The organism is Paraburkholderia tropica, assembly GCF_900109265.1.
In the GTDB taxonomy this organism is placed as follows: Bacteria; Pseudomonadota; Gammaproteobacteria; order Burkholderiales; family Burkholderiaceae; genus Paraburkholderia; species Paraburkholderia tropica.
The window spans coordinates 382707-406714 of the sequence record NZ_FNZM01000004.1 but is presented as its reverse complement, the minus strand read 5'-3'; the positions used below and the strand labels follow the sequence as shown (position 1 = coordinate 406714).

Here is a 24008-nt window from a genome sequence, read left to right as displayed (position 1 = left end):
GCCTTTCGTCGCACAACGTTCGCGCGGCGATCCGAGGATGACAGCGGATCAGGGATTCGCCCCCGTTGCCACCGGGCGCGACGGATCGGCGACCCATTCGCTCCACGAGCCGCCGTAGAGCGCCGCGCCATGCATGCCGGCGATTTCCATCGCCAGCGCGTTGTGGCAGGCGGTCACGCCCGAGCCGCATTGCAGCACCACATGCTCGGGCGTCACGCCCGGCAGCAGCGCCGAGAATTCCTCGCGCAGCGTATGGGCCGATTTGAAGCGGCCGTCGGCGCTCAGGTTGTCCTTGAAGAAGCGGTTCTTCGCGCCGGGAATATGGCCGCCGACTGGATCGATGGTTTCGTTCTCGCCGCGATAGCGGTCGCTGGCGCGCGCATCGACCACGGTCAGTTCGCGTGCCGTGAGATTGCGCACGACAGCCGCGGCGTCGATGGTCACCTGCAGCGGCGCGCCTGCCTTGAAGGTGCCCGGCGTGGCTGCCGGCACGTCCTTCGCGAGCGGCAGGCCCGCCGCTTCCCAGGCTTGCAGGCCGCCGTCGAGCACCGCGACCGAGTCGTGGCCGAGCCAGCGCAGCAGCCACCAGAGCCGCGCCGCGTACGAGCCGCCTTGCGCGTCGTAGGCCACGACCTGCTGACCCGCGTTCAAACCCCAGCTCGCCAGCGTGGCGACGAGCGAGGCGCGGTCCGGCAGCGGATGGCGGCCGTTTGTGCCGGTTTTGGCGCCGGACAGATCGCGATCGAGATGCAGATAGCGCGCGCCCGGCAGATGGCCGGCGGCGTAGGCCGTTTCACCCGCGCCGGGATCGAGCAGATCGAAACGGCAGTCGAAGACGAGCACGCTGCCCGGCGCGGCGCTCATGCGCTCGTGCAGGTTGGCGGCGGAGATCAGCGTGGTGTAGTGAGTGTGGGGCATGACGGCTCCTGGTATCGTGCGCGGCCGCCGGATGTGCGTGTGCACAGCGTGGGCCCGATGCCGTCAGTCTAAACAAAAAGACGGGCCGAAGCCCGTCTTTCCGTGATGCCGTCGATGGCATGAAGTGTGCGCCGGCGTGGCCGCGCGCGACCTCGAAGCCGCGCTCAGATGTCGCCCAGTTCGCGGCGCAGGAACTCGTGAAAGTGCTGCATGCCGTCTTCCATCGGGCTCTGGTACGGGCCGACTTCCGAGACGCCGCGTTCCATGAGTGCGCGGCGGCCGGCGTCCATGCGCTCGGCGATCTCGTCGTCTTCGATGGCCGTTTCCATATAGGCGGCGCGCTCGGCCTCGACGAACTCACGCTCGAACAGCGTGATTTCCTCGGGATAATAGAACTCGACGATATTGGTGGTCTTCTGCGTGCCGTTCGGAATCAGCCACGAACAGACGAGCACGTGCGGATACCACTCGATCATCAGATTCGGGTAGTAGACCATCCAGATGGCGCCGAACTCGGGCGGCTCGCCGTTGCGAAAGCGCAGGACCTCGTCGTGCCATTTGCGGTACGTGGGGCTGCCCGGCTTGCCGAGCTGGCTGTGCACGCCCACGGTCTGCACGCTGTACCACTCGCCGAACTCCCACTTCAGGTCGTCGCAGGAGACGAACTGGCCGAGACCCGGATGGAACGGGACGACGTGGTAGTCCTCGAGATAGACCTCGATGAAGGTCTTCCAGTTGTAGTTGCACTCGTGCACCTCGACGTGATCGAACATGTAGTCCGTGAAGTCGAGATGTTTCGCGGGGCCGAGGCGCGCGAGATCGCGCGCGACGTCACGGCCGGCCGACTCGAAGAGCAGGCCGTTCCACTTTTGCAGCGGCGTGTTGTTCAGGTTGAGGCAGGGCTTGTCCGCGAAGTGCGGCGCGCCGAGCAGTTCACCCTTGAGGTCGTACGTCCAGCGATGCAGCGGACATACAATGTTGTCTGCGGTGCCGCGACCGTTTAGCATGATGGCCTGGCGATGGCGGCAAACGTTTGAGAGCAGTTCGATCTCGTTGCTCTTGTTGCGCACCAGCACGCGGCCCTCTTTTTCGCCGGGCAGCGCAAAATAATTCCCCGCTTCGGGCACCATCAATTCGTGGCCGACGTAGCGAGGACCTTTCTGGAAAAGCGTTTCGATTTCGCGCTTGAGAAGCGCTTCGTCAAAGTAAGCCGTGACTGGCAGCTGGCTTTGAATGGACTTCAGCTGCAATGCATTGCTCAGATTGGACATTCCCACTCCCGATGAAGACGTGAAAGCAGTGAACAACCCAACCATCGAAGATTCGATTTAGGGAGCCGGCTAGTATAACTGGTTTACCCCGGGGTGGGGTGGCTAAGTGACTGATTTTTGCCCGGTTTGCGGCGAAATTGCGGCGGGAAGGCGACGAAAAAGCGACAATATCGCGGCGACCGCGACCTTCCGGCACCGATTCCTGTAAGCCCGCGTGATGTGGTCGTGACGGTACAGAAGCCGGCGAGCGGGGCGCATGGGGGGCTTTTGCCGTAGAATGTCCGCCTTGTTTCATTTTGGCGACCACTGATGGCGAAAACGGCATCGAAAGACCGCGCTGGCGCGGCTCAGGAAGCTGGCGTACCGGACGGAGCCGAGGCTCTGCCGGACAGCTACGAGGCCGCGCTCGCCGAACTCGACGCGCTCGTGGCGCGCATGGAAGGCGGCAGCCTGAGCCTCGAGGAATCGCTGGCCGCGTATCGTCGCGGTGCCGTGCTGGTGAAGTTCTGCCAGCAGCAGCTCGAAAAGGTTGAACAACAGGTGCGCGTGCTGGACGGCGAAACGCTGCGGCCCGTGCCCCTCAATACGACAGGCTCCGCAATGGGCGGAGACGACGATCTATGACATTTGACCAATGGACCCGGCTGGTGCTCGACCGGGTCGAAAGCGCGCTCGATCACTATTTGCCGGCAGCGGACGTCCAGCCCGCGCCGCTGCACGACGCGATGCGCTATGCCGTGCTCGGCGGCGGCAAGCGGGTGCGCCCGCTGCTGTGCCACGCGGCCGGCGAACTGACCGGCGCGACGCCCGAGGCGCTCGACGCGGCGGCCTGCGCGCTGGAGATGATCCACGTCTACTCGCTCGTGCATGACGACATGCCCTGCATGGACGACGACGACATGCGCCGCGGCAAGCCCACGGTACACGTCAAATATGACGAACCGACGGCGCTGCTGGTCGGCGACGCGCTGCAATCGCAAGCTTTCATCACGCTGACGTCGGATGTAGTCGACGCGCCGCGTCAGGCGTCGCTCGTGCGCGAACTGGCGCTCGCCAGCGGCTCGATCGGCATGGCCGGCGGTCAGGCGATCGACCTTGCGAGCGTGGGCCATTCGCTCACGCGCGAGCAGCTCGAAACGATGCACCGCCTGAAGACGGGCGCGCTGCTGCGCGCCTCGGTCCGCATGGGCGCGGTGGCGGGCGAAACGCCGTCCGCCGACACCCTCGCCGCACTGGACAAGTACGCGGCGGCCGTGGGCCTCGCCTTCCAGGTGGTGGACGACATTCTCGACGTGACCGCAGACTCGGCCACGCTGGGCAAGACCGCGGGCAAGGACGCGAAGGACGGCAAGCCGACCTACGTGTCGATCATCGGTCTGGATGCTTCCCGCGCCCTCGCGCAGCAGTTGCGCGCCGACGCGCACGCGGCGCTCGAACCGTTCGGCGCGCGCGCCCAGCGCCTCGCCGAACTCGCTGACCTGGTGGTGAACCGGGTTAGCTGATTGCGCCAACCCGCCCGCGCGCATGAACGGGAAGTAATGCGCGACAGAAGTGCGGGAGCGCCCGATTTCCTACAATGGAACGACGATGTACGACTTGCTGAAAACCATTGACGACCCGGCGGATTTGCGCCGCCTTGATCGCCGCCAGTTGCAACCGCTTGCCGACGAACTGCGTGCTTTCGTTCTCGACAGCGTCTCGCAAACGGGCGGCCACCTGTCGTCCAACCTTGGTACGGTCGAACTGACGATCGCGCTTCATTACGTGTTCGACACGCCGCGCGACCGCATCGTCTGGGACGTGGGCCATCAGACCTACCCGCACAAGATTCTCACGGGTCGCCGCGACCAGATGCCGACGCTGCGTCAGTTCGGCGGTATCTCGGGCTTCCCGAAACGCGACGAATCCGAGTACGACACGTTCGGCACCGCGCACTCGAGCACGTCGATCTCGGCGGCGCTCGGCATGGCCATCGCGAGCAAGCTCAAGGGCGATAACGCCATGGGCATCGCCGTGATCGGCGACGGCGCGATGACGGCCGGCATGGCCTTCGAGGCGATGAACAACGCCGGCGTCGAAGACGACGTGCCGCTGCTCGTCATCCTCAACGACAACGACATGTCGATTTCGCCGCCGGTGGGCGCGCTCAATCGCCATCTCGCGCGCCTGATGTCGGGCCGCTTCTACGCCGCCGCTCGCGCGGGCGTGGAGCGCGTACTGCGTCACGCGCCGCCGGTGCTCGATCTCGCCCGCAAGCTCGAAGAGCACGCGAAGGGCATGATCGTGCCGGCCACGCTGTTCGAGGAATTCGGCTTCAACTACATCGGCCCGATCGACGGTCACGACCTCGACTCGCTGATCCCCACGCTGCAGAACATCAAGGAACTGCGCGGCCCGCAATTCCTGCACGTGGTGACGAAGAAAGGCCAGGGCTACAAGCTCGCCGAAGCCGACCCGGTCCTGTACCACGGTCCCGGCAAGTTCAACCCGGCCGAAGGCATCAAGCCGTCCACCACGCCCGCCAAGAAGACCTACACGCAGGTGTTCGGCGAGTGGCTGTGCGACGCGGCCGAGCTCGATAACCGCGTCGTCGGCATCACGCCGGCCATGCGCGAAGGGTCGGGCATGGTCGAGTTCGAGAAGCGTTTCCCGGATCGCTACTTCGACGTCGGCATCGCCGAGCAGCACGCGGTGACGTTCGCGGGCGGTCTCGCGGCAGAAGGCCTCAAGCCGGTGGTCGCGATCTACTCGACCTTCCTGCAACGCGGCTACGACCAGCTGATCCACGACGTGGCGCTGCAGAACCTGCCGGTGATCTTCGCGATCGACCGCGCGGGCCTCGTCGGCGCGGACGGTGCAACGCACGCGGGCGCTTACGACCTCGCGTTCATGCGCTGCATCCCGAACATGATGATCATGGCGGCGTCGGACGAAAACGAATGCCGTCAGATGCTGTACACGGCGCTCCAGCAGGACTGCCCGACGGCCGTGCGCTATCCGCGCGGCGCGGGCACGGGCGTCGCGACCGTCAAGCAGATGGCCGCGCTGCCGGTGGGCAAGGGCGAAGTGCGCCGCGAAAGCGCCGCGCCGGCAGGCAAGCGCGTGGCGATCCTCGCGTTCGGCACGATGGTTGCGCCGTCGCTGGCCGCCGCCGAAGAGCTGGACGCCACCGTCGCGAACATGCGCTTCGTGAAGCCGGTCGACGCGGAGCTCGTCAAGCAGCTCGCCGAGACGCACGATTACCTCGTGACCGTCGAGGAAGGCTGCATCATGGGCGGCGCGGGTTCGGCCGTCGTGGAATCCCTGCTTGAAAGTGGGGTTATCAAGCCCGTACTACAATTGGGCCTCCCCGACCGTTTCATCGATCACGGCGACCCGGCCAAGCTGCTGGCGGGCTGTGGTCTCGACGCGGCAGGGATCGCGAAGTCGATTCGCGAGCGCTTCCTCGACCGCGCGGCGAACGCGTCCGGCAAGTCGGTGATGCGCGTCGCCTGAGTTGGATCGCGCTGAGCGGCGCCGCGGGTTTTCATCGGAAAACCGTCGCGCGCGCCGCCGCCGCCCACTCCACAATTGAACCGGCGGACGGGTCTTGCACCCGCGCTCCGCCAGCCAGCGCCGGCTCATGCCGGCGCTTGCCATTTGCGCGCCGCAGTTCGGCGCGGCCTGAGGATAAGAACATGAATCAGATGAATCCGGCTTTCGTGATGCCGGACGTCCAGAGTTCCGTCGATACCCGCCAGATCCCGATCCAGCGCGTCGGCGTGAAGGGCGTGCGCCATCCGCTGACCGTGAAGACGGCGGCAGGCGACGTGCAGCCGAGCGTCGGCACGTGGAATCTCGACGTTCATCTGCCCGCCGACCAGAAGGGCACGCACATGTCGCGTTTCGTGGCGCTGCTCGAAGAGAACAAGCAGCCGCTCGAACCGTCGACGTTCCGCGCGATGCTGACCGCGATGATCGCGAAGCTCGAATCGCAGGCGGGCCGCATCGAAGTGTCGTTCCCGTACTTCGTGAAGAAGGTCGCGCCGGTGTCGGGCGTCGAAAGTCTGCTGGACTACGAAGTGACGCTGACGGGCGACGTGCGCGACGGTGTGACCCGCCTGTTCCTGCAAGTGCTCGTGCCGGTCACGAGCCTGTGCCCGTGCTCGAAGAAGATCTCGCAGTACGGCGCGCACAACCAGCGCTCGCACGTGACGATGAACGTGGAGTTCGACGGCGAGCTGGCGGTCGAGGAGCTGATCGTCATCGCCGAGCAGGAAGCCTCGTGCGAACTGTGGGGCCTGCTCAAGCGTCCGGACGAGAAGTTCGTGACCGAGCGCGCCTATGAGAATCCGAAGTTCGTCGAAGACCTCGTGCGCGACGTGGCCGTGCGTCTGAACGCCGACGCGCGCGTGATCGCCTATACGCTCGAAGCCGAAAACTTCGAGTCGATCCACAATCACAGCGCCTACGCCGTGATCGAACACGACAAGCGCGTGTCGGCCTGATCGGGTCGAAAGCGTGTGTTGCTGACGTAAAAAAGCCGCCTGAAAAGGCGGCTTTTTTATTGCGCCGACGTCGCGCTCACTGCTGCGCGAGCGAGGTCAGATCCCAGCGCGGCTTCACCGTGAACGCGTAGTCGTGCGTGGCCTGGTCGGGCCAGCGCTGCAGGCGCAGCGCGCCCGCAAGCGCGATCATCGCGCCGTTGTCGGTGCACAGCGACAGGTCGGGGTAATGCACCTCGAAGCCGCGCTTTTGCGCCGCCGCCGAGAGCTTTTCGCGCAACTGTTTGTTCGCGCCCACGCCGCCCGCGACCACGAGGCGCTTCATCTTCGTCTGCTTGAGCGCGGCCAGCGACTTGGCGGCCAGCACGTCCACGGCGGCATCGACGAAACCGCGCGCGATATCGGCCTTGCCCTGTTCGCAGATATTCGGGCCGAGCTTCTTCACATGCGTGAGCACGGCGGTCTTCAGGCCGCTGAAGCTGAAGTCGAGATCGCCCGAATGCAGCATCGGACGCGGCAATTCGATCGCGCCCGGCGTGCCGAACTCCGCGAGCCGCGAGACTTCCGGGCCGCCCGGATAGCCAAGGCCGAGCAGCTTGGCGGTCTTGTCGAAGGCTTCGCCGGCGGCGTCGTCGAGCGTTTCGCCGAGGGTTTCGTAGACGCCCACGTCGGTCACGCGCATGAGCTGCGTGTGGCCGCCCGAGACCAGCAGCGCGACGAACGGGAACGGCGGCGGCGCGTCCACCAGCAGCGGCGAGAGCAGGTGCCCTTCGAGATGGTGGATGCCGACCGTCGGCCGGTTCCACGCCATCGCGAGCGCGTTGGCGATGCTCGCGCCCACCAGCAGCGCGCCCGCGAGACCAGGGCCTTGCGTGAAGGCGATGGCGTCGATGTCGGTGCGCGCCGCGCCGCTGTTCGCGAGCACTTCCTCGAGCAGCGGCAACGCGCGGCGGATGTGGTCGCGCGAAGCGAGTTCGGGCACGACGCCGCCGTACTCGCGATGCATGGCGATCTGCGAATGCAGCGCGTGCGCGAGCAGGCCGCGCTCGCTGTCGTAGAGCGCGAGGCCGGTTTCGTCGCAGGAGCTTTCGATGCCGAGTACGAGCATGGTGGGGCGCGCAACGGCCGCCAAAGAGGCGCGAACCGTCGCTAAAACAAAGTAAAAGGGAAGCCTGAAAGTATAGCAGCGCACGCGCAAGACGGCTGGCGGGCGATGGCGAGCGGCCGCACAGGTAAAATGCGCGCCATGGAATCATTCGACATCGCCGTGATCGGCGCAGGGGCGGCCGGCATGATGAGCGCGGCGGTGGCCGGCCAGCAGGGACGCCGCGTGGCGCTGATCGATCACGCGCCGCGCCTCGCGGAAAAAATCCGCATCTCGGGCGGCGGACGCTGCAATTTCACGAATCTGCACGCCAGTCCCGCCAACTATCTTTCGAACAACCCGCATTTCTGCCGTTCGGCGCTCGCGCGCTACACGCCGCGCGACTTTCTCGCGCTGCTGCGCCAGCATCGCGTGACGTGGCACGAGAAGCACAAGGGCCAATTGTTCTGCGACCAGTCGAGCGAGGCGATCATCGACGTGCTGCGCGCCGAATGCGACGCCGGGCGCGTCGCGTGGCGCCGTCCGCTGCCGGTCGAACAGGTCGGCCACGCCGACGAAACCGGTTTCGTGCTCGGCACGCCGCAGGGCCAGATCAGGGCGAAGGCGCTCGTGATCGCCACGGGCGGCCTGTCGATCCCCAAGATCGGTGCGACGGATTTCGCCTATCGCGTCGCCAAACAGTTCGGCCACAAGCTGATCGACACGCGTCCGGCGCTCGTGCCGCTGACCTTCGCGCACGACGAATGGGCGCCGTACGTGCCGCTCGCGGGCGTCTCGCTGGAGGTGAACGTGGCGACGGGCGAGCGCAAGACCGGCGGCGCCTTCGACGAAGACTTGCTGTTCACGCATCGCGGCCTGTCCGGCCCCGGCGTCCTGCAGATTTCGAGCTTCTGGCAGCCTGGGCAACCGATCCGCGTGAACCTGCTGCCCGATCGCGACGCCACCGAGGCGCTGATCGAGGCGAAGGGCGCGACGAAACGCCAGATCGGCAATCTGCTCGCCGAGTGGGTGCCGGCGCGGCTTGCGCACGCCTGGCTGGAGACGCATCAGGTGCCGCTGGAGGCGCGTATTGCCGATCTGCCCGACAAGACGCTGCGCCGCATCGGCGACGGCCTCGCGAAGTGGACGCTCACGCCCACCGGCACCGAGGGCTACAAGAAGGCCGAGGTCACGCGCGGCGGGGTGGATACGCGCGAACTGTCGTCGGCGACGATGATGAGCCAGCGCGTGCCGGGACTCTATTTCGTGGGCGAAGCGGTGGACGTGACGGGCTGGCTCGGCGGCTACAACTTCCAGTGGGCCTGGGCCTCCGGCGTGGCGGCGGGCGAAGCCGCCGCAGCCTTTACCGGCGCGGCTTGAGCGGGTTTTGAGGCGGGTAAAACGGGCTCGACGTTTACCTGTCTTTTGAAAAACCCTCTGCTATACTCGATCCTCTTTACCCCCGATCCGTTATTGGAAAATGACGACCATCCGCGTAAAAGAAAACGAACCCTTTGAAGTCGCCATGCGGCGCTTCAAGCGCACGATCGAGAAGAACGGGCTGCTGACCGAGCTTCGTGCGCGTGAGTTTTACGAGAAGCCTACGGCTGAACGGAAGCGCAAGAAGGCGGCGGCGGTAAAGCGGCACTTCAAGCGTCTGCGCAGCCAGATGCTGCCGAAGAAGATGTACTGATTTCCGCGCCGCCATGGCCGTTCCGTCCGCGGAAATCCATGACGGCGCAAGCAGCGCGGCGCGCCGGCCCGCAGGGTTCCTGCAGGATCCCGTCGCGCGCCGTGTTGTTCTCTGGTGTGGTCGCAACCCAGCCGAATCCGCACCGACCCGCCTGGAAACGCTTCCAGGCGGGTTTTTGCATTCGCTTTTGCGTTTCTCCGATGCTTCGTTACGATGTTTCGGCAGGACGACCTCACTGCCCCGGTTTTCCGGGTTTCTGCAACCAACGCAATTCAGGTGAGTGATGAGTCTCAAAGACCGGATCAACGACGACATGAAGGCCGCGATGCGCGCGCGCGAAAGCGAGCGTCTCGCCACGATTCGTCTGCTGCTCGCCGCCATCAAGCAACGTGAAGTCGACGAGCGCGTGACGCTCGACGACGCGGGCATTACGGCGGTCATCGACAAGATGATCAAGCAGCGCAAGGACTCGATCAGCCAGTTCGAAGCCGCCGCGCGCGCGGACCTCGTCGAAAAGGAACAGGCCGAGCTGGTCGTTCTGGCTGCCTACATGCCCGAGCAGCTTTCGGACGCCGAAATCGCCGCCGAAGTGCAGGCCGCGGTCGCCCAGGTGGGCGCGGCGGGCCCGCAGGACATGGGCAAGGTCATGGGCGTGCTCAAGCCGAAGCTGGCCGGCCGCGCCGACATGACGGCCGTCTCCGGTCTCGTCAAGGCCGCGCTCTCGAAGTAACGGCACGCTCTCGCGCGGCGCCGGCGTCTGCATGACAGCCTGCCGCCGCGGCGAGGCGACTGCCCGTCATGGGCGCCGCGCAAGCGCGCCCCCGTTTTACGCCAACCGAGCGACCAGGCCCCGATGATTCCGCATTCGTTCCTGCAGGATCTGCTAAACCGCGTCGATATCGTCGACGTGGTGGGACGCTTCGTGCAGCTCAAGAAGGGCGGCGCGAATTTCATGGGTCTCTGCCCGTTCCACAACGAAAAGAGCCCATCGTTTACCGTTAGTCCAACGAAGCAGTTCTATCACTGCTTCGGTTGCGGCGCCCACGGCACCGCCATCGGCTTCCTGATGGAGCACGCCGGGCTCACGTTCCCCGAAGCCGTCAATGAACTCGCGCAGTCGGTCGGCCTGACCGTGCCGCAGGAACCGTCGCCGATGCGCGGTGGCTTTGGCGGCGGCCGCCCCGGACAGGGCGGCCAGAGCGGTGAGGGCGGCTATGCGCCCGGTGTCTCGAAAGCGGTCACGAACGCGCTGTCGGACATCATGCAGACGGCTTGCGACTACTACCGCAAGCAGTTGCGCAGCGCGCCCAATGCGATCCAGTACCTCAAAAAACGCGGCCTGACCGGCGAAGTCGCGGCCCGCTTCGGGCTCGGCTATTCGCCCGATGGATGGCAGAACCTCGAAACCGCGTTTACCGATTATCGCGACGACTCGCTCGTCGAAGCCGGCCTCGTGATCGTCAGCGAAAAGCAGGACGCACAGGGCCAGGCGCGCCGCTACGACCGCTTCCGCGACCGCGTGATGTTCCCCATCCGCAACGTGAAGGGGCAGGTGATCGGCTTTGGTGGCCGCGTGCTGGACGGCGGCGAACCGAAGTATTTGAATTCGCCCGAAACGCCTCTATTTAACAAGGGCAGCGAGCTGTACGGGCTGTTCGAGGCGCGTCTCGCGATTCGCGAACAGCATTACGTGCTGGTGGTCGAAGGCTACATGGACGTGGTCGCGCTCGCCCAGCTCGGATTTCAGAACGCGGTGGCCACGCTGGGCACCGCCTGCACGCCGATCCACGTGCAGAAGCTGATGCGTCAGACCGATACGGTGATCTTCAGCTTCGACGGCGACTCGGCCGGCCGGCGCGCGGCGCGGCGCGCGCTCGACGCGTGCCTGCCGCATGCGGCCGACAACCGCACGATCCGCTTCCTGTTCCTGCCCACGGAACACGATCCGGACAGTTACGTGCGCGAATTCGGCACGGAGGCGTTCAAGGCGCAGGTCGACCGCGCCATGCCGCTGTCGCAGTTCATGCTGAACGAAGTGCTGGCGGGCAAGGAGCTGGATCAGCCGGAAGGCCGCGCCCGCGCGCTGTTCGACGCCAAGCCGCTGCTCCAGGCGCTGCCGGCGAACGCGTTGCGTGCGCAGATCATGCACATGTTCGCCGACCGGCTCGACGTGCCGTTCGAGGAAGTGGCGGCACTCTGCGAGGTCGACGCGCGCATCGCCCAGGCGGCGCGCCAGGCGCCCGCGCGCAAGGACCGGCACCTCGTGACCGGTATCGAGCGCAAGGCGCTGCGCAACCTCGTGATGTATCCGCGCATCGTGGCGCAGCTCGACGAGGAGGCCGAACAGGCGCTCATCACGCTCACGCGCCACGGCGAGCTGTTCGAGGAAGTGACCACCCATGCGCGTGCGCTGGGCGACGCGGCGGAGTTCCAGTTGCTTTCGGATCTCTTGCGCAATGGGGCCAACGCCCCCACGTTCGAGGAGATTTTTCGCGAAATTCTGGACTATGATGAAAACGTTCGGGATTTGCTGATGAAAAATCCAGAAGACGGTGCCGTGCAGGAGGAGCGCCGCGAGCAGGAACGGCTCGTGAGCGAGGAAATGACGGCTGCCATCCTCAAAATGCGCTTCGACGCCTGCAGCGAACGGCTGGACGTGCTTTCGCGGCAATCGAGGCACACGCCTGAAGAATTGGCCGAATACGTTAAATTGAATCAGACGCGGGCTGACATGAAACGTCAGCTCGGACTGTAAGGGAGGCGTGTGCGGGGGTGATTATTACCGTGCGTGCTATAATAAAAGGTTTTCAGCGGTTTGTTTTTGTTTTTTCCGGGCGGGCAGCTCAAGTATCACTCGGAGGTCGTTTCGCCGGGTGATGCCGAAAGGTGTCCAGTTTCCAGCAAGGGGCGGAATGGCAATGGCAAAGACTACAGGCGGAAAAAAGGCGACAGGCACAGGCTCGACGGAGCCGACCGGCAAGGTCACGAATGCCCAGGACGCCCCATCCGCCAGTTCCCGCCGCAAGGCGGCAACCGCCAGTCATGAAGTACCCGCAGTCCGGAAGAAAGCCATGGCTGCTTCGGCCGCGCGAGCGGCGCCAACCCGTGCGGCGAAAGCTGCAACTCATCCGGCAACGAAGCGGTCCGGTGGTCCGAGTAGTGCAAGGCAAGTGCCTGCCGTTGCGGACGATGCGGCAGAGCGCGAGGCTCCAGTATCCACGGTTCAAGAGGCTGATGTCCAACAGCCGCGAGTCGAGACTACAGCCGGTACGGCGAACTCCATGACGAAAAAGCTGAATGAAGTGCCCGTCGATGACGACGCAAACCAGAGCGAGGAAAGCACGCCCACCCCGGCGGCCAAGGGTGAGAAGACCACCCGTGCGCGCGACCGGCGAGCGAAGGAAAAGGCGCTGCTGAAAGACGCGTTCGCGTCGTCGCAGCCCGGTACCGTCGAGGAACTCGAGGAACGTCGCAACAAGCTTCGCGCGCTCATCAAGCTTGGCAAGGAGCGCGGCTACCTCACCTACGCCGAAATCAACGATCACCTTCCGGATAATTTCACGGAAACCGAGGCGATCGAAGGCATCATCAGCACGTTCAACGACATGGGCGTCGCCGTCTACGAACAGGCGCCGGATGCCGAAACGCTGCTCCTCAACGACAACGCACCGAACGCCTCTTCCGACGACGAAGTCGAGGAAGAAGCCGAGGTCGCGCTCTCGACCGTCGACTCCGAATTCGGCCGTACGACCGACCCCGTGCGCATGTACATGCGCGAAATGGGCACGGTCGAACTGCTGACGCGCGAAGGCGAAATCGAAATCGCCAAGCGTATCGAAGACGGCCTCATGCACATGGTCATGGCGATCTCCGCTTGCCCGACCACGATTGCCGACATCCTCGCCATGGCCGAGCGCGTCGCGAACGACGAGATTCGCGTCGATGAGCTCGTCGACGGCCTGGTCGATCCGAACGCCGAAGACACCGACGGCTTCAACGCCAAGGAAGCGGAAGAGATCGAGAACGAAAGCGAGGAAGACGAAGAGGAAGAGGAAGAAGAGGAAGAAGAAGAGGACGACGACGGCGCGGCGCAGGCGACGGCCAACGCGGCGCAGCTCGAAGCGCTCAAGCGCGCCTCGCTCGAAAAATTCGCGCTCATCAGCGAATGGTTCGACAAGATGCGCCGCGCGTTCGAAAAGGAAGGCTACAAGTCGAAGGCCTACCTGAAGGCGCAGGAAACCATCCAGACCGAACTGATGTCGATCCGCTTCACGGCGCGTACCGTCGAGCGTCTGTGCGACACGTTGCGCGCGCAAGTGGACGAAGTGCGCCAGGTCGAACGCCAGATCCTGCACACGGTCGTGGACAAGTGCGGCATGCCGCGCTCGGAGTTCATCGCGCGGTTCCCGGGCAATGAAACCGACCTCGACTGGTCCGAGAAGATCGTCGGCGAGAACCACGCGTATAGCGCGATTCTGTCGCGCAATATTCCGGCGATCCGCGAACAGCAGCAGCGCCTGCTCGATCTGCAGGCGCGCGTGGTGCTGCCGCTCAAGGACCTCAAGGAAACCAATCGCCAGATGGCGGCGGGCGAACTGAAGGCGCGTCAGGCCAAACGCGAAATGACCGAGGCCAATTTGCGTCTCGTGATCTCGATTGCGAAGAAGTACACGAACCGCGGTCTGCAATTCCTCGACCTCATTCAGGAAGGCAATATCGGCCTGATGAAGGCGGTAGACAAGTTCGAATACCGGCGCGGCTACAAGTTCTCGACCTACGCCACGTGGTGGATCCGTCAGGCCATCACGCGTTCGATTGCGGACCAGGCGCGCACGATCCGTATTCCGGTTCACATGATCGAGACGATCAACAAGATGAACCGCATTTCGCGGCAGATCCTGCAGGAAACCGGTCTCGAGCCGGATCCGGCCACGCTCGCCGAGAAGATGGAAATGCCGGAGGACAAGATCCGCAAGATCATGAAGATCGCGAAGGAACCGATCTCCATGGAAACGCCGATCGGCGACGACGACGATTCGCATCTGGGCGACTTTATCGAAGATACCAACACGGTGGCGCCGTCGGACGCCGCGTTGCACGCTTCGATGCGCGACGTGGTGAAGGACGTGCTCGACTCGCTCACGCCGCGCGAGGCGAAGGTGCTGCGCATGCGTTTCGGTATCGAGATGAGCACCGACCATACGCTGGAAGAGGTCGGCAAGCAGTTCGACGTGACGCGCGAGCGGATTCGCCAGATCGAGGCGAAGGCGCTGCGCAAACTGCGTCACCCGAGCCGCTCGGACAAGCTCAAGTCGTTCCTCGAAGGCAATTGATCGCTTTGCGCGCTTGCGATTCGGAGTTATCGCAAGCGAAAGCAGGGATCGGATGGTCAGGCTGGCCCGGTTTCGTGTAGTATGTCGGCCTGCCGTCGAAAAGCCCGGCCTTTGGCAGACCGGGCTTTTTTGTTAACGCTGTCTTTGTTGTAGCGTCGTTGGGCCGGACGCCGTGTTGGTTGCAGGCAGCGGACTCATAATCCGCCTCCGAAAGGACGTCGTGGGTTCGAACCCCACCCGGCCCACCAGGTTATACGCACTCGCATTACGCGTGAATCTGTGGGATTCACGCCCATAAAAGACCGGCCTTCATGGCCGGTTTTTTATTTCCTCGTCGATTCGGCCACCATTCGGCCACCATTCGGCCACCATTCGGCCACCATTCGGCGCCGCTCAGCGCCATTCACGCGTCACGCAACCCCGCCCGAATTCATTTCGCCATTTTCTTCGCGATTTCGATGCGTTCTGAATCAGCGCGCTTACCCGTGATTGGCATTTATCATCAAACCTTTTTAAAATCGGCCGATATTACGATTGAACACAAGTGAGACGCAGCGATTCAAGCGCGACTCACCCACGCGCGAACCGGGCATTCAAGGAACATGCAGTACCAGAAAATCATTTCGATGGCGGCCGCATTCGGCCGCGGTCTGCTGTGCGCGCTGATCGCCTGCGCGATGCCGGGCCTCGCCTTCGCGGATTGCATCGATGACGCCGCTGCGTTTCAGCACGTCAACGTGAGCCTGATGCGCGCCATTGCGCAAGTGGAGTCGGGCACGCAAACGCGCGTCATCAACACCAACAGCAACGGCACGGTCGATATCGGCCTCATGCAGATCAACAGTTCATGGCTGCCACGGCTCGCGCAGGAGGGTATTACCGAGCAGAGTCTGTTCGATCCCTGTACCAATGCTTATGTCGGCGCCTGGATACTCGCGGAAAATATTCGCCAATTCGGCCCGACATGGAATGCCATTGGCGCGTATAACTCCCCATCGGCGGATAAGCGTCTCGCGTATGCGCGTAAGGTTTATGCTGCTGCCCAATCGCTTTCCAGTTCGCCGGATTCGTCCATGCCTATTCTGCCGCCTTCATATATTCCGCCTCAGGACTACAACCCGTTTGCGAGTCTGGAGGTGAACCAGCCGCACGCGGGCGCCGCGCCGCGCGTGCCGACGGCGTTGATGGCGAAGCCCGGCTCGTCGGCGATCGCGTCGGCGCCGCCTGGCGCGTACAACTTCGGCTGGGCGGTGTCGGGCGCGGATGGTGCGAAACCCGTGCAGGTGTTCGACGACGGCGCGAAGATCTACGTCCAGTTCAGCGATATGAAGCGTGTGCCCGCGATCTTCGCCGATACGCCGCGCGGGCGTGTCGTGCTGCGTTGGGAAGCGCAGCCGCCGTATGCGGTGATCGTGTCATCGGAGCAGCGGCTCATTTTCCAGATCGGCGGCGCGGAGGCGACCGCGCAGCGAACCGGCACGCCGCCTCCATTGCCCACGCAATCGGCGGCCAATGGGGCAGCGGCCAATGGGGCGAGCAGCGCGGCGCCGTCGCCTGCGCCGCAAGCCGGCGCGCGCAACGCAGCCGATAAATCGGCCGACGCGCTCTGGTACGCGACCATGTCGCATCCGATTCCTGCGTCGTCAAAGGTTGCGGCGCAAGTCGAGCCGGTGGCGGTGACTGCGCCTTCGAATCCCGCACCGTCGAACTCCGCACTCGCACCCGCCTCGAAACCGGCCGCCTCGAACCCGGGCACCAGCGCGCTCTGGTACGTCACGAAGTAAGCCAAGCGGGCTAGTCCGTCGGATACGGCATTTGCCGTGTTGTAAGCGCCCCTAAAGCGAATGACTCGATGAATCTTATCGAGCCATTCGCTTTATTTATTTCGATATCCTGATGATTATCCGGTGTATATCGGATTACGCCGCAATCGGTCCGATCGCGCATCGAGTCCCGCCACCGATTTCGAAATCGCTCTGAAAGCATCGCCTGTTCCGCCACAGGTAAATTGATCGTTCACTCAACATAAACCCTTGTTCCGCGCGTATTGCCGGCAGGTCTTGTCGTTTCCGCGCAATTGCTCGTCGCAATTGCTACGTTGACCGGCTTTTTGCCGGACGACCATGTGTCATGGGCTGCACGGCGTCGCGGCGGCCCGTCCATGCGGAACCGACCGACGCTGTGCAATCTCGAGGAGAACAAGATGTGCCGATTCCAGACACTGCAAGCCTGCGCGCTCCTGTTTGCCGCAGCCGCCTGTTCGAGCGCCTTCGCCGCTGATCCGGCTGAGTGCAAGGCCGTGCGTTTCGCCGATGTCGGCTGGACCGATATCGCTGCGACCACGGGCGTCGCCTCGACGATACTCGCGGGCCTGGGCTACGCGCCGACGAAGACGATCGCTTCGGTGCCGATCACGTTCGCTGGACTCAAGAGCAAGCAGATCGACGTATTCCTCGGTTACTGGTCGCCGACGATGGACCCGATCATCGAGCCGTTCAAGAAGGCGGGCACCATCAAGGTGCTGCAAACGCCGAATCTCACCGGCGCCAAATACACGCTGGCGGTTCCCGATTACGTCTATCAAGGCGGCCTGCATTCGTTTCAGGACATCGCCAAATACGCGGACAAATTGCAGGGCCGCATTTACGGCATCGAACCGGGCAACGACGGCAATCAGTTGATTCAGAAAATGATCGACGGCAATCAATATGGCCTCGGCAAATTCAAGCTGGTCGAGTCGAGCGAAGCGGGCATGCTTGTGCAGGTGAATCGCGCCGTGCGCGAGAAGCAGTGGATTGTGTTTCTCGGCTGGGAGCCGCATCCGATGAATGTGCAGATGAAGATCGACTATCTCGCGGGCGGCGATGACGTGTTCGGTCCCAATTACGGCGCGGCGCGCGTGCTCACGGCCGAACCGCCCGATTACAGCGCGCGTTGCCCCAACGTGGCGAAATTCGTTTCGAATCTGCAATTCACCACCGCCATCGAAAATCATCTGATGGTGCCGATCGCCAACAAGGAAGATCCCAACAAGGCGGCGGCCGACTGGCTCAAGAGCAATCCGCAAGTGCTCGACAAATGGCTGGCGGGCGTCACGACGCTCGACGGCAAGCCCGGTTTGCCCGCTGTACGCGCCTACCTCGGCGTGAACTGATTCGCCCAGACATCGAGCCGGGCGCGCCTCTTGCGAGTACGCGCGGCGGCATAGGGAGTCGACGCGCGTGAAAGCACCTGCAAATACATGTTGAATAGCGTGCGCGTCTGCATCTTCGCGCATTCGCTTTCACGCCGTGTCATGACCGTACTTCCCGATTTCTCCCTATTGGCCCGGTGATTTTGGTTGTTTAGCGTTCAACGAGAGGAGGAGGCAGATGGAGCAAGCGGGATTTCGTCCGCGCTCGGCCGACGAGGCCGGCGCTCGCAGCGCCCAGGGCCACGCATTGCAGCGCGGCCTCACGTGGAAAGACGCATTCTGGGTGACGAGTGGCGTGCCTGCGGGCGTGCTGTTCACGATCGGCGGTGTGTGCGCGACCATCGGTCAGCCCGCGTGGGCGATCTGGATTGCGTCGATCACGATGGGCCTCGTGCAGAGCGCGACGTATGCGGAAATTTCCGGACTCTTTCCGCATAAATCGGGCGGCGCGTCGGTGTATGGCGCGATTGGCTGGGTGCGCTACAGCAAGATGATTGCGCCCGTTTCGGTGTGGTGCAACTGGCTCGCATGGTCGCCCATGCTCGCGCTCGGTTGCGGACTCGCCGCGAATTACGCGCTCGCCGCCCTGTTCTCGCCCGATGCGGCGATCCTGCAATGGCGCTTGACGCTCGCGCATCTGGACTTCGTCAAACCGGGCCTCACGCTGCGCATCAACGCAACGTTTCTGATCGCCGCCGCGTTTCTGCTCATCACGTTTCGCCTCCAACATAGCGGCGCTTCGAAGGCCGCGAAGACGCAAAAGATACTCGGCATTGCTTCGCTCACGCCGTTATTGATCGTCGGTCTCGTGCCGTTCATTACGGGCGATGTGCCCGCCACGCATCTCTTTCCCTTGCTGCCGCTCGGCCACGACGCGCACGGCAATCTAACGGCGTCGTCCTTCGGTGCATGGAACGGACAGGGCGTGGTGATGGCACTGGGCGCGATGTTCATGGCCGGCTGGGCCTCGTATGGCTTCGAAACGGCGGTGTGCTATACGCGCGAATTCCGCGATCCGCGTCGCGACACGGCGCGCGCGATCTTCTGGTCGGGCGCCCTGTGTCTCGTCGTGATGACGCTCGTTCCGCTCGCCTTCCAGGGCTCGCTGGGCATGCAGGCCATGCTCGATCCGCGCATTGGCGATGGCACCGGCGTAGGCACGGCGATGGCCACGATGGTGGGTGGCGGCGCATGGGTCGGCAATGCCGTGGTCGTCATGTTGATGCTGTCGATTCTGCTGATCGTCATGACGTCGATGATGGGATCGTCGCGCACGCTGTATCAGGCGTCGATCGATGGCTGGCTGCCGCGCTATCTTTCGCGCGTCAACGAGCACGGTGCGCCGACGGCCGCAATGTGGACTGATCTCGGTTTCAATCTCGTGCTGCTCGCCATGTCGGACTATATGACGGTGCTGTCGATTTCCAACGTCTGCTATATGTTGTTCGTGTTTCTCAATCTGCAATCGGGCTGGATACACCGCATGGATCGCGGCAAATGGGAGCGCCCGTTCCGCTGTCCGACATGGCTGCTCGCGCTGGGCGCGCTGTGCGGCTACGCGAATCTGGTATTCGTGGGCGCGGGCGCGAATCTGCAAGGCGAGGGCACGTTGCGCGATGGTCTGATTGCGATGCTGCTGATCGTGCCCGTGTTCGCGTTTCGTCATTATTTGCAGGACCGCGGGCGATTTCCGGCGGGAAGTGCACTCGATATGGAAGTGGTCGTGCCGAAGCGGAGCATCTGGCTCAATCTTGCACCGTATGGCGCGCTGATTGCGGCGGCGTTGACGATTGCGCTTTCGCATCATTGGGCCGCGAGCGTTTGAACTGTTTTGCGCCGTTAATGGCGTATTGAATCGCGCCGCGTCGAATCGGTTTTTGTCACCGATTCGACGCGGCGTTTTTTTATTTCCTCAGCATCATAAAAAATGCCGATGCTTCTCGCGAAGCTTCGGCATTTCTATTTAACGAACGATTGAGTCAGCGAATTGAGTTGGTGACTTCAAGACATCGCGTGTGCATGTCTCACGGGCCGGGTGGTCGTGCAATCCTTTGCGCCACCGCGCGCCGGTGAACCATTCGCGACGAAGTAGTCCGCTGTCGAACGCGCAAGCGGCTGCTTTCCGCGAATCTGGTCGGCAATCTTTTCGGCCATCATGATAGTCGGCGCATTGAGATTGCCCGTAGTAATGCGGGGCATGATCGACGCATCGACCACGCGCAAGCCTTCCAGCCCGTGTACGCGGCCTTCGTTGTCCACGACGGCCATGTTGTCGTAGCCCATCGCACACGAACACGACGGGTGATACGCGGTTTCCGCGCGGCTGCGCACGAACGCGTCGATCTCCGCATCGCTTTTCAATTGCGCGCCGGGACTTAGCTCTTGTCCGCGGAAGCGGTCGAGCGCTGGCTGCGCGATGATCTCGCGCGTGATGCGAATCGCGTCGCGGAACTCGCGCCAATCGAGTGCTTCCGCCATATAGTTGAAGAGAATCGACGGATGCTCACGCGGATCGCGCGAACGCAGTTTCACGCGGCCGCGGCTGGGCGATCGCATCGAACCGACATGCGCCTGAAAGCCGTGCATCTTGATCGCATTCGAGCCGTTGTAATTGATCGCGACCGGCAGGAAGTGATATTGAATATTCGGCCACGGATCGTCATCGCGCGTGCGGATAAAGCCGCCCGCTTCGAAATGATTACTCGCACCGACGCCGGTGCCGCGCAACATCCATTCGAGACCGATAGCCGGTTGATTGTGCAGCAGTAGCGCGGGATAGAGCGAAACGGGCTCCTTGCACGCGTACTGCATATACATTTCGAGGTGATCCTGAAGATTCTGCCCAACGCCAGGCAAGTCGAGCACGACCGGAATATCGAGTTCGCGCAGCCATGCACCGGGACCTACGCCCGAACGCTGCAAGATCTGCGGAGACGCAATCGCGCCCGCACACAGCAACACTTCGCGACGTGCGCGACGCGTGATGCGCGCATTGCCGTCCAGAAAAACCACACCGTTCGCGCGTTTCCCGCTAAAGAGAATGCGGTCGGTCACGGCGTGCGTGACGATATCGAGGTTCGAACGTTGCTTCGCCTGATCCAGATAGCCGCGCGCGGTGCTCGCACGCCGTCCTTTTGCCGTGACCGTGCGATCCATCGGGCCGAAGCCTTCCTGGCGATAGCCATTGAGGTCGTCGGTACGCGGATAACCCGCTTGCACGCCCGCCTCGATCATGGCTTCGAATAGCGGATTCACGCCGGGCTTGCTGGTGGTGACGTGAACGGGCCCGTCGCCGCCGTGATAATCGTTCGCGCCGATGTCACGCGTTTCGGCCTTGCGAAAATACGGCAGGCAATCCAGATAGCTCCAGTTTTCGAGGCCTTTTCGCTCGGCCCAACCGTCGTAATCGAGCGCGTTGCCGCGGATATAGCACATGCCGTTGATCAGCGACGAGCCCCCCAATCCCTTGCCGCGCCCGCATTCCATGCGCCGGTTGTTCATATGCGGTTCGGGGTCGGTTTCGTAGGCCCAATTGTAGCGCCGCCCTTGCAGCGGATACGCGAGTGCCGCCGGCATTTGCGTCCGGAAATCGAAACGATAATCGGGGCCGCCGGCTTCGAGCAGGAGCACGCGAACATCGCGGTCCTCGGTCAACCGCGTCGCGAGCACATTGCCAGCCGAGCCCGCGCCGATGATGATGTAGTCATAGTCTTGCGCTGCCATGCCGGGCTCCCTCAAAAGACGGGCTGATACGGTCCCAGTTCGACCTGGACGGATTTGAGGCGCGTGTAATGTTCGAGTGTCGTGATGCCGTTTTCGCGGCCCACGCCCGATTGCTTGTAGCCGCCCACGGGCATTTCGGCGGCCGACTCTCCCCATGTATTGATCCAGCAAATGCCCGCTTCCAGGCGATGAATCACGCGATGCGCACGCGAGAGATTCTCCGTGACGACACCCGCTGCGAGTCCATAAAGCGTATCGTTCGCCCGCGCGATGACTTCTTCTTCATTGCTGAAAGTCAGCAGACTCATCACGGGGCCGAAGATTTCTTCGCGCACGATTTTCATCTCGTCGCGGCAATCGGCAAAGACCGTGGGGGCCACGTATTGACCGCGTGCGAAGTCGCCTTCAGTCAGCCGCGAGCCGCCTGCAATCAGCCGTGCGCCTTCGCGTTTGCCGCTGTCGATGAAGGCGAGCACCTTGTCCAGTTGCGCCGCGCTCGCGAGCGGACCGAAATTGGTGGACGGATCCGTGGGTTTGCCCACGCGAATGCGCGCCACGCGTTGCAGGACGCGCGATTCGAAATCGTCGCGTATAGATGCCTGAACGAAAACGCGCGTGCCATTCGTGCACACCTGGCCAGCACTGAAGAAGTTGGCCGTCACGGCGATATCGGCGGCGCGGTCGAGATCGGCGTCTTCGAACACGATCAGCGGTGACTTGCCGCCGAGTTCCATCGTCACGTCCTTGAGCGACGAGGCAGCCGCCGCGGCCATGACTTTCTTGCCGGTTTCCACGCCGCCGGTAAACGAAATCTTCTCGATGCCCGGATGATTGCTGAGCAGCGCGCCCACGCGGCCATCGCCTTGCACCACGTTGAAGACGCCGGGCGGCACGCCCGCTTCCAGATAGATCTCCGCGAGTTTCGCAGTGGACAGCGGCGTGATTTCGCTGGGTTTGAAAATCATCGCATTGCCGGCCGCAAGAGCGGGCGCCGATTTCCAGCACGCGATCTGGATCGGGTAATTCCACGCACCGATGCCCGCCGTCACGCCTAGCGGTTCGCGCCGCGTATACACGAACGAACTTTCGCGCAGCGGAATCTGCTGACCTTCGAGTGCGGGCGCGAGGCCCGCATAGTATTCGATCACGTCGGCGCCCGTGACGATGTCGACGGCGCGCGTTTCGGCGATGGGCTTGCCGGTGTCGTGCGTTTCGAGTTCGGCGAGCGAATCGTTACGTTCGCGCAGCAACTCGACAGCGCGGCGCAGGATGCGCGAACGCTGCATGGCCGTCATTGCGGCCCACACGCGTTGACCGTCGCGCGCGGATTGGACGGCGCGCTCGATATCGGCGGCGCTCGCCTGCTGCACGGTCGCGAGCGCTTCACCGGTTGCGGGGTTGAACGTTTCGAAGGTTTCGCCGCTGGTGGCGTCGACGTACGCGCCGTGAATGAAGAGGCGCTCGAGCGGGTAATGGGGCATCGCCAGGACTCCGTAGTCAGGCCGACTTGCGCGTGCGCGCCTTCGCGCGCGCGTCGAGCAGCAAGTCGATGTAATCGTTGGCCAGCCGCAAGGCGGCTTTCGTGTCGAAGGGTTCGCCGGTGGTCGCACCGCGCAGCCAGAGGCCGTCGATCATGGCGGCGAGCCCGGTGGCGGCGCGCCGCGACGCGGCACGCGGCAGGGCTTTTTCGAATTCCGCGCACAGATTCGAATACAGCCGGCGCGTATTCACGCGTTGCAAACGGCGCAGCGTGGGCTGATGCATGCTCTCGGCCCAAAACGCGAGCCACGTTTTCATGACCGGCGTGTTGACCTGGGAGACATCGAAATTAGCGGCGACGATCGCACGCAGACGCGCGCGTGGTTCGGGCTTCGCCGCAAGCCGGCGGCGCATGGTGGCTTCCCACAAATCGCGGAGCACATGGCGCATGGTGGCTTCGAGCAGCCCGTCCTTGCCGCCGAAATAGTGGCTCACGATGCCGGTCGAGATATTCGCGCGCTGCGCGACGGTCGCAAGCGTCGTACCCGACAAACCAGACTGGTCGATGGTCTGCAGGGTGGCATCGATGAGTTGGGCGCGACGCAGGTCGCGCATTCCGATCTTGGGCATGGTGATTCAGGACGCACGGGGAGGACTCCACTCTAATTATTTTTTATTGAATGATCAATCAATAAAAACGTTGCGCGCGCGCTGCGGCGCATTTTCAAAAGCGCGCGTCGGATTGTCGATGGTTGGGATCGTGCGCATCGTCTCGCGAGCCTTGCTGCGTATGGATTCGAGCGCTGCTTACAGGGGTACTCACGCATCAG

General features: G+C 63.4%; 19 protein-coding genes and 1 tRNA gene. 14 read left to right on the top strand and 6 right to left on the bottom strand.

What is annotated here, in order from left to right; translation table 11 throughout:
- Nucleotides 1-48: 48 nt before the first annotated feature.
- A complete protein-coding gene (locus BMY06_RS08510; RefSeq protein ID WP_074982588.1) occupies nt 49-918 on the bottom strand; it encodes a sulfurtransferase in 870 nt (289 codons plus the stop codon).
- Nucleotides 919-1082: 164 nt separating this feature from the next.
- Nucleotides 1083-2189, bottom strand: coding sequence for an aromatic ring-hydroxylating oxygenase subunit alpha (locus BMY06_RS08505; protein ID WP_065059960.1), 1107 nt, complete (start codon nt 2187-2189; stop codon nt 1083-1085).
- A 309-nt stretch (nt 2190-2498) separates the two neighbouring features.
- Between BMY06_RS08505 and BMY06_RS08500 the strand changes: the two genes are divergently transcribed.
- The 4 genes from BMY06_RS08500 (at nt 2499) to folE2 (ending at nt 6676) form a co-directional block, all read left to right on the top strand.
- The gene (locus BMY06_RS08500) at nt 2499-2813 is read left to right on the top strand and encodes an exodeoxyribonuclease VII small subunit (protein WP_065059959.1); all 315 of its coding nucleotides are present in this window, start codon (nt 2499-2501) and stop codon (nt 2811-2813) included.
- The gene (locus tag BMY06_RS08495) at nt 2810-3691 is read left to right on the top strand and encodes a polyprenyl synthetase family protein (protein ID WP_065059958.1); all 882 of its coding nucleotides are present in this window, start codon (nt 2810-2812) and stop codon (nt 3689-3691) included. Before BMY06_RS08500 ends, BMY06_RS08495 begins: the two co-directional genes overlap by 4 nt.
- An 85-nt stretch (nt 3692-3776) precedes the next feature.
- The gene (gene dxs, locus BMY06_RS08490) at nt 3777-5684 is read left to right on the top strand and encodes a 1-deoxy-D-xylulose-5-phosphate synthase (RefSeq protein WP_065059957.1); all 1908 of its coding nucleotides are present in this window, start codon (nt 3777-3779) and stop codon (nt 5682-5684) included.
- A 182-nt stretch (nt 5685-5866) separates the two neighbouring features.
- Nucleotides 5867-6676 (top strand): GTP cyclohydrolase FolE2, encoded by an 810-nt coding sequence (gene folE2, locus BMY06_RS08485; RefSeq protein WP_065059956.1) that lies wholly within the window; start codon nt 5867-5869, stop codon nt 6674-6676.
- A gap of 76 nt (nt 6677-6752) precedes the next feature.
- On the opposite strand, the gene tsaD is transcribed toward folE2, so the two are convergent.
- A complete protein-coding gene (gene tsaD / locus BMY06_RS08480; protein WP_065059955.1) occupies nt 6753-7781 on the bottom strand; it encodes a tRNA (adenosine(37)-N6)-threonylcarbamoyltransferase complex transferase subunit TsaD in 1029 nt (342 codons plus the stop codon).
- Nucleotides 7782-7919: 138 nt separating this feature from the next.
- On the opposite strand from tsaD, the gene BMY06_RS08475 reads away from it, so the two are divergent.
- The 10 genes from BMY06_RS08475 to BMY06_RS08435 all read left to right on the top strand — a co-directional run bounded on the left by BMY06_RS08475 (nt 7920) and on the right by BMY06_RS08435 (nt 19801).
- On the top strand, nt 7920-9137 hold the full coding sequence (locus BMY06_RS08475; RefSeq protein ID WP_074982715.1) for a BaiN/RdsA family NAD(P)/FAD-dependent oxidoreductase: 1218 nt from the start codon (nt 7920-7922) through the stop codon (nt 9135-9137).
- A 100-nt stretch (nt 9138-9237) separates the two neighbouring features.
- Nucleotides 9238-9450, top strand: coding sequence for a 30S ribosomal protein S21 (gene rpsU, locus BMY06_RS08470; RefSeq protein WP_065059953.1), 213 nt, complete (start codon nt 9238-9240; stop codon nt 9448-9450).
- A 283-nt stretch (nt 9451-9733) separates the two neighbouring features.
- Nucleotides 9734-10180 (top strand): GatB/YqeY domain-containing protein, encoded by a 447-nt coding sequence (locus BMY06_RS08465; protein ID WP_065059952.1) that lies wholly within the window; start codon nt 9734-9736, stop codon nt 10178-10180.
- 123 nt (nt 10181-10303) lie between these two features.
- Nucleotides 10304-12205 carry a DNA primase gene (gene dnaG, locus BMY06_RS08460; protein ID WP_074982585.1) on the top strand — a complete coding sequence of 634 codons (1902 nt, stop codon included), beginning with the start codon at nt 10304-10306 and terminating at the stop codon, nt 12203-12205.
- A gap of 163 nt (nt 12206-12368) precedes the next feature.
- Nucleotides 12369-14783 (top strand): RNA polymerase sigma factor RpoD, encoded by a 2415-nt coding sequence (gene rpoD / locus BMY06_RS08455; RefSeq protein WP_074982583.1) that lies wholly within the window; start codon nt 12369-12371, stop codon nt 14781-14783.
- A gap of 160 nt (nt 14784-14943) precedes the next feature.
- Nucleotides 14944-15031, top strand: a tRNA-Ile gene (locus BMY06_RS08450).
- Between the two features lie 63 nt (nt 15032-15094).
- Entirely contained in the window at nt 15095-15331 is a 237-nt protein-coding gene (locus tag BMY06_RS38545; protein WP_124263081.1) for a hypothetical protein, read from the top strand.
- 54 nt (nt 15332-15385) lie between these two features.
- Nucleotides 15386-16567, top strand: coding sequence for a lytic transglycosylase domain-containing protein (locus BMY06_RS08445; RefSeq protein WP_074982581.1), 1182 nt, complete (start codon nt 15386-15388; stop codon nt 16565-16567).
- A gap of 419 nt (nt 16568-16986) precedes the next feature.
- Nucleotides 16987-17937, top strand: coding sequence for a choline ABC transporter substrate-binding protein (locus BMY06_RS08440; RefSeq protein ID WP_074982712.1), 951 nt, complete (start codon nt 16987-16989; stop codon nt 17935-17937).
- 217 nt (nt 17938-18154) lie between these two features.
- Nucleotides 18155-19801, top strand: a complete 1647-nt coding sequence (locus BMY06_RS08435; RefSeq protein WP_074982578.1) for a trimethylamine N-oxide permease — start codon at nt 18155-18157, stop codon at nt 19799-19801.
- Between the two features lie 176 nt (nt 19802-19977).
- On the opposite strand, the gene betA is transcribed toward BMY06_RS08435, so the two are convergent.
- Genes betA through betI form a run of 3 tightly spaced genes read right to left on the bottom strand, consistent with a single transcriptional unit; the run spans nt 19978 to nt 23808 of the window.
- Nucleotides 19978-21699 carry a choline dehydrogenase gene (gene betA, locus BMY06_RS08430; protein WP_074982577.1) on the bottom strand — a complete coding sequence of 574 codons (1722 nt, stop codon included), beginning with the start codon at nt 21697-21699 and terminating at the stop codon, nt 19978-19980.
- 11 nt (nt 21700-21710) lie between these two features.
- Nucleotides 21711-23180: a betaine-aldehyde dehydrogenase gene (gene betB / locus BMY06_RS08425; protein ID WP_074982575.1), complete on the bottom strand. Its 1470-nt coding sequence runs from the start codon at nt 23178-23180 to the stop codon at nt 21711-21713.
- Nucleotides 23181-23196: 16 nt separating this feature from the next.
- Nucleotides 23197-23808: a transcriptional regulator BetI gene (gene betI / locus BMY06_RS08420; RefSeq protein WP_065059945.1), complete on the bottom strand. Its 612-nt coding sequence runs from the start codon at nt 23806-23808 to the stop codon at nt 23197-23199.
- Nucleotides 23809-24008: the final 200 nt, after the last annotated feature.

What these genes read in the sequence shown, in the direction of transcription:
- BMY06_RS08510 (WP_074982588.1), bottom strand. Translation starts at nt 918, where the DNA reads ATGCCCCACACTCACTACACCACGCTGATCTCCGCCGCCAACCTGCAC.
- BMY06_RS08505 (WP_065059960.1), bottom strand. Translation starts at nt 2,189, where the DNA reads ATGTCCAATCTGAGCAATGCATTGCAGCTGAAGTCCATTCAAAGCCAG.
- BMY06_RS08500 (WP_065059959.1), top strand. Translation starts at nt 2,499, where the DNA reads ATGGCGAAAACGGCATCGAAAGACCGCGCTGGCGCGGCTCAGGAAGCT.
- BMY06_RS08495 (WP_065059958.1), top strand. Translation starts at nt 2,810, where the DNA reads ATGACATTTGACCAATGGACCCGGCTGGTGCTCGACCGGGTCGAAAGC.
- dxs (WP_065059957.1), top strand. Translation starts at nt 3,777, where the DNA reads ATGTACGACTTGCTGAAAACCATTGACGACCCGGCGGATTTGCGCCGC.
- folE2 (WP_065059956.1), top strand. Translation starts at nt 5,867, where the DNA reads ATGAATCAGATGAATCCGGCTTTCGTGATGCCGGACGTCCAGAGTTCC.
- tsaD (WP_065059955.1), bottom strand. Translation starts at nt 7,781, where the DNA reads ATGCTCGTACTCGGCATCGAAAGCTCCTGCGACGAAACCGGCCTCGCG.
- BMY06_RS08475 (WP_074982715.1), top strand. Translation starts at nt 7,920, where the DNA reads ATGGAATCATTCGACATCGCCGTGATCGGCGCAGGGGCGGCCGGCATG.
- rpsU (WP_065059953.1), top strand. Translation starts at nt 9,238, where the DNA reads ATGACGACCATCCGCGTAAAAGAAAACGAACCCTTTGAAGTCGCCATG.
- BMY06_RS08465 (WP_065059952.1), top strand. Translation starts at nt 9,734, where the DNA reads ATGAGTCTCAAAGACCGGATCAACGACGACATGAAGGCCGCGATGCGC.
- dnaG (WP_074982585.1), top strand. Translation starts at nt 10,304, where the DNA reads ATGATTCCGCATTCGTTCCTGCAGGATCTGCTAAACCGCGTCGATATC.
- rpoD (WP_074982583.1), top strand. Translation starts at nt 12,369, where the DNA reads ATGGCAAAGACTACAGGCGGAAAAAAGGCGACAGGCACAGGCTCGACG.
- BMY06_RS38545 (WP_124263081.1), top strand. Translation starts at nt 15,095, where the DNA reads ATGGCCGGTTTTTTATTTCCTCGTCGATTCGGCCACCATTCGGCCACC.
- BMY06_RS08445 (WP_074982581.1), top strand. Translation starts at nt 15,386, where the DNA reads ATGCAGTACCAGAAAATCATTTCGATGGCGGCCGCATTCGGCCGCGGT.
- BMY06_RS08440 (WP_074982712.1), top strand. Translation starts at nt 16,987, where the DNA reads ATGTGCCGATTCCAGACACTGCAAGCCTGCGCGCTCCTGTTTGCCGCA.
- BMY06_RS08435 (WP_074982578.1), top strand. Translation starts at nt 18,155, where the DNA reads ATGGAGCAAGCGGGATTTCGTCCGCGCTCGGCCGACGAGGCCGGCGCT.
- betA (WP_074982577.1), bottom strand. Translation starts at nt 21,699, where the DNA reads ATGGCAGCGCAAGACTATGACTACATCATCATCGGCGCGGGCTCGGCT.
- betB (WP_074982575.1), bottom strand. Translation starts at nt 23,180, where the DNA reads ATGCCCCATTACCCGCTCGAGCGCCTCTTCATTCACGGCGCGTACGTC.
- betI (WP_065059945.1), bottom strand. Translation starts at nt 23,808, where the DNA reads ATGCCCAAGATCGGAATGCGCGACCTGCGTCGCGCCCAACTCATCGAT.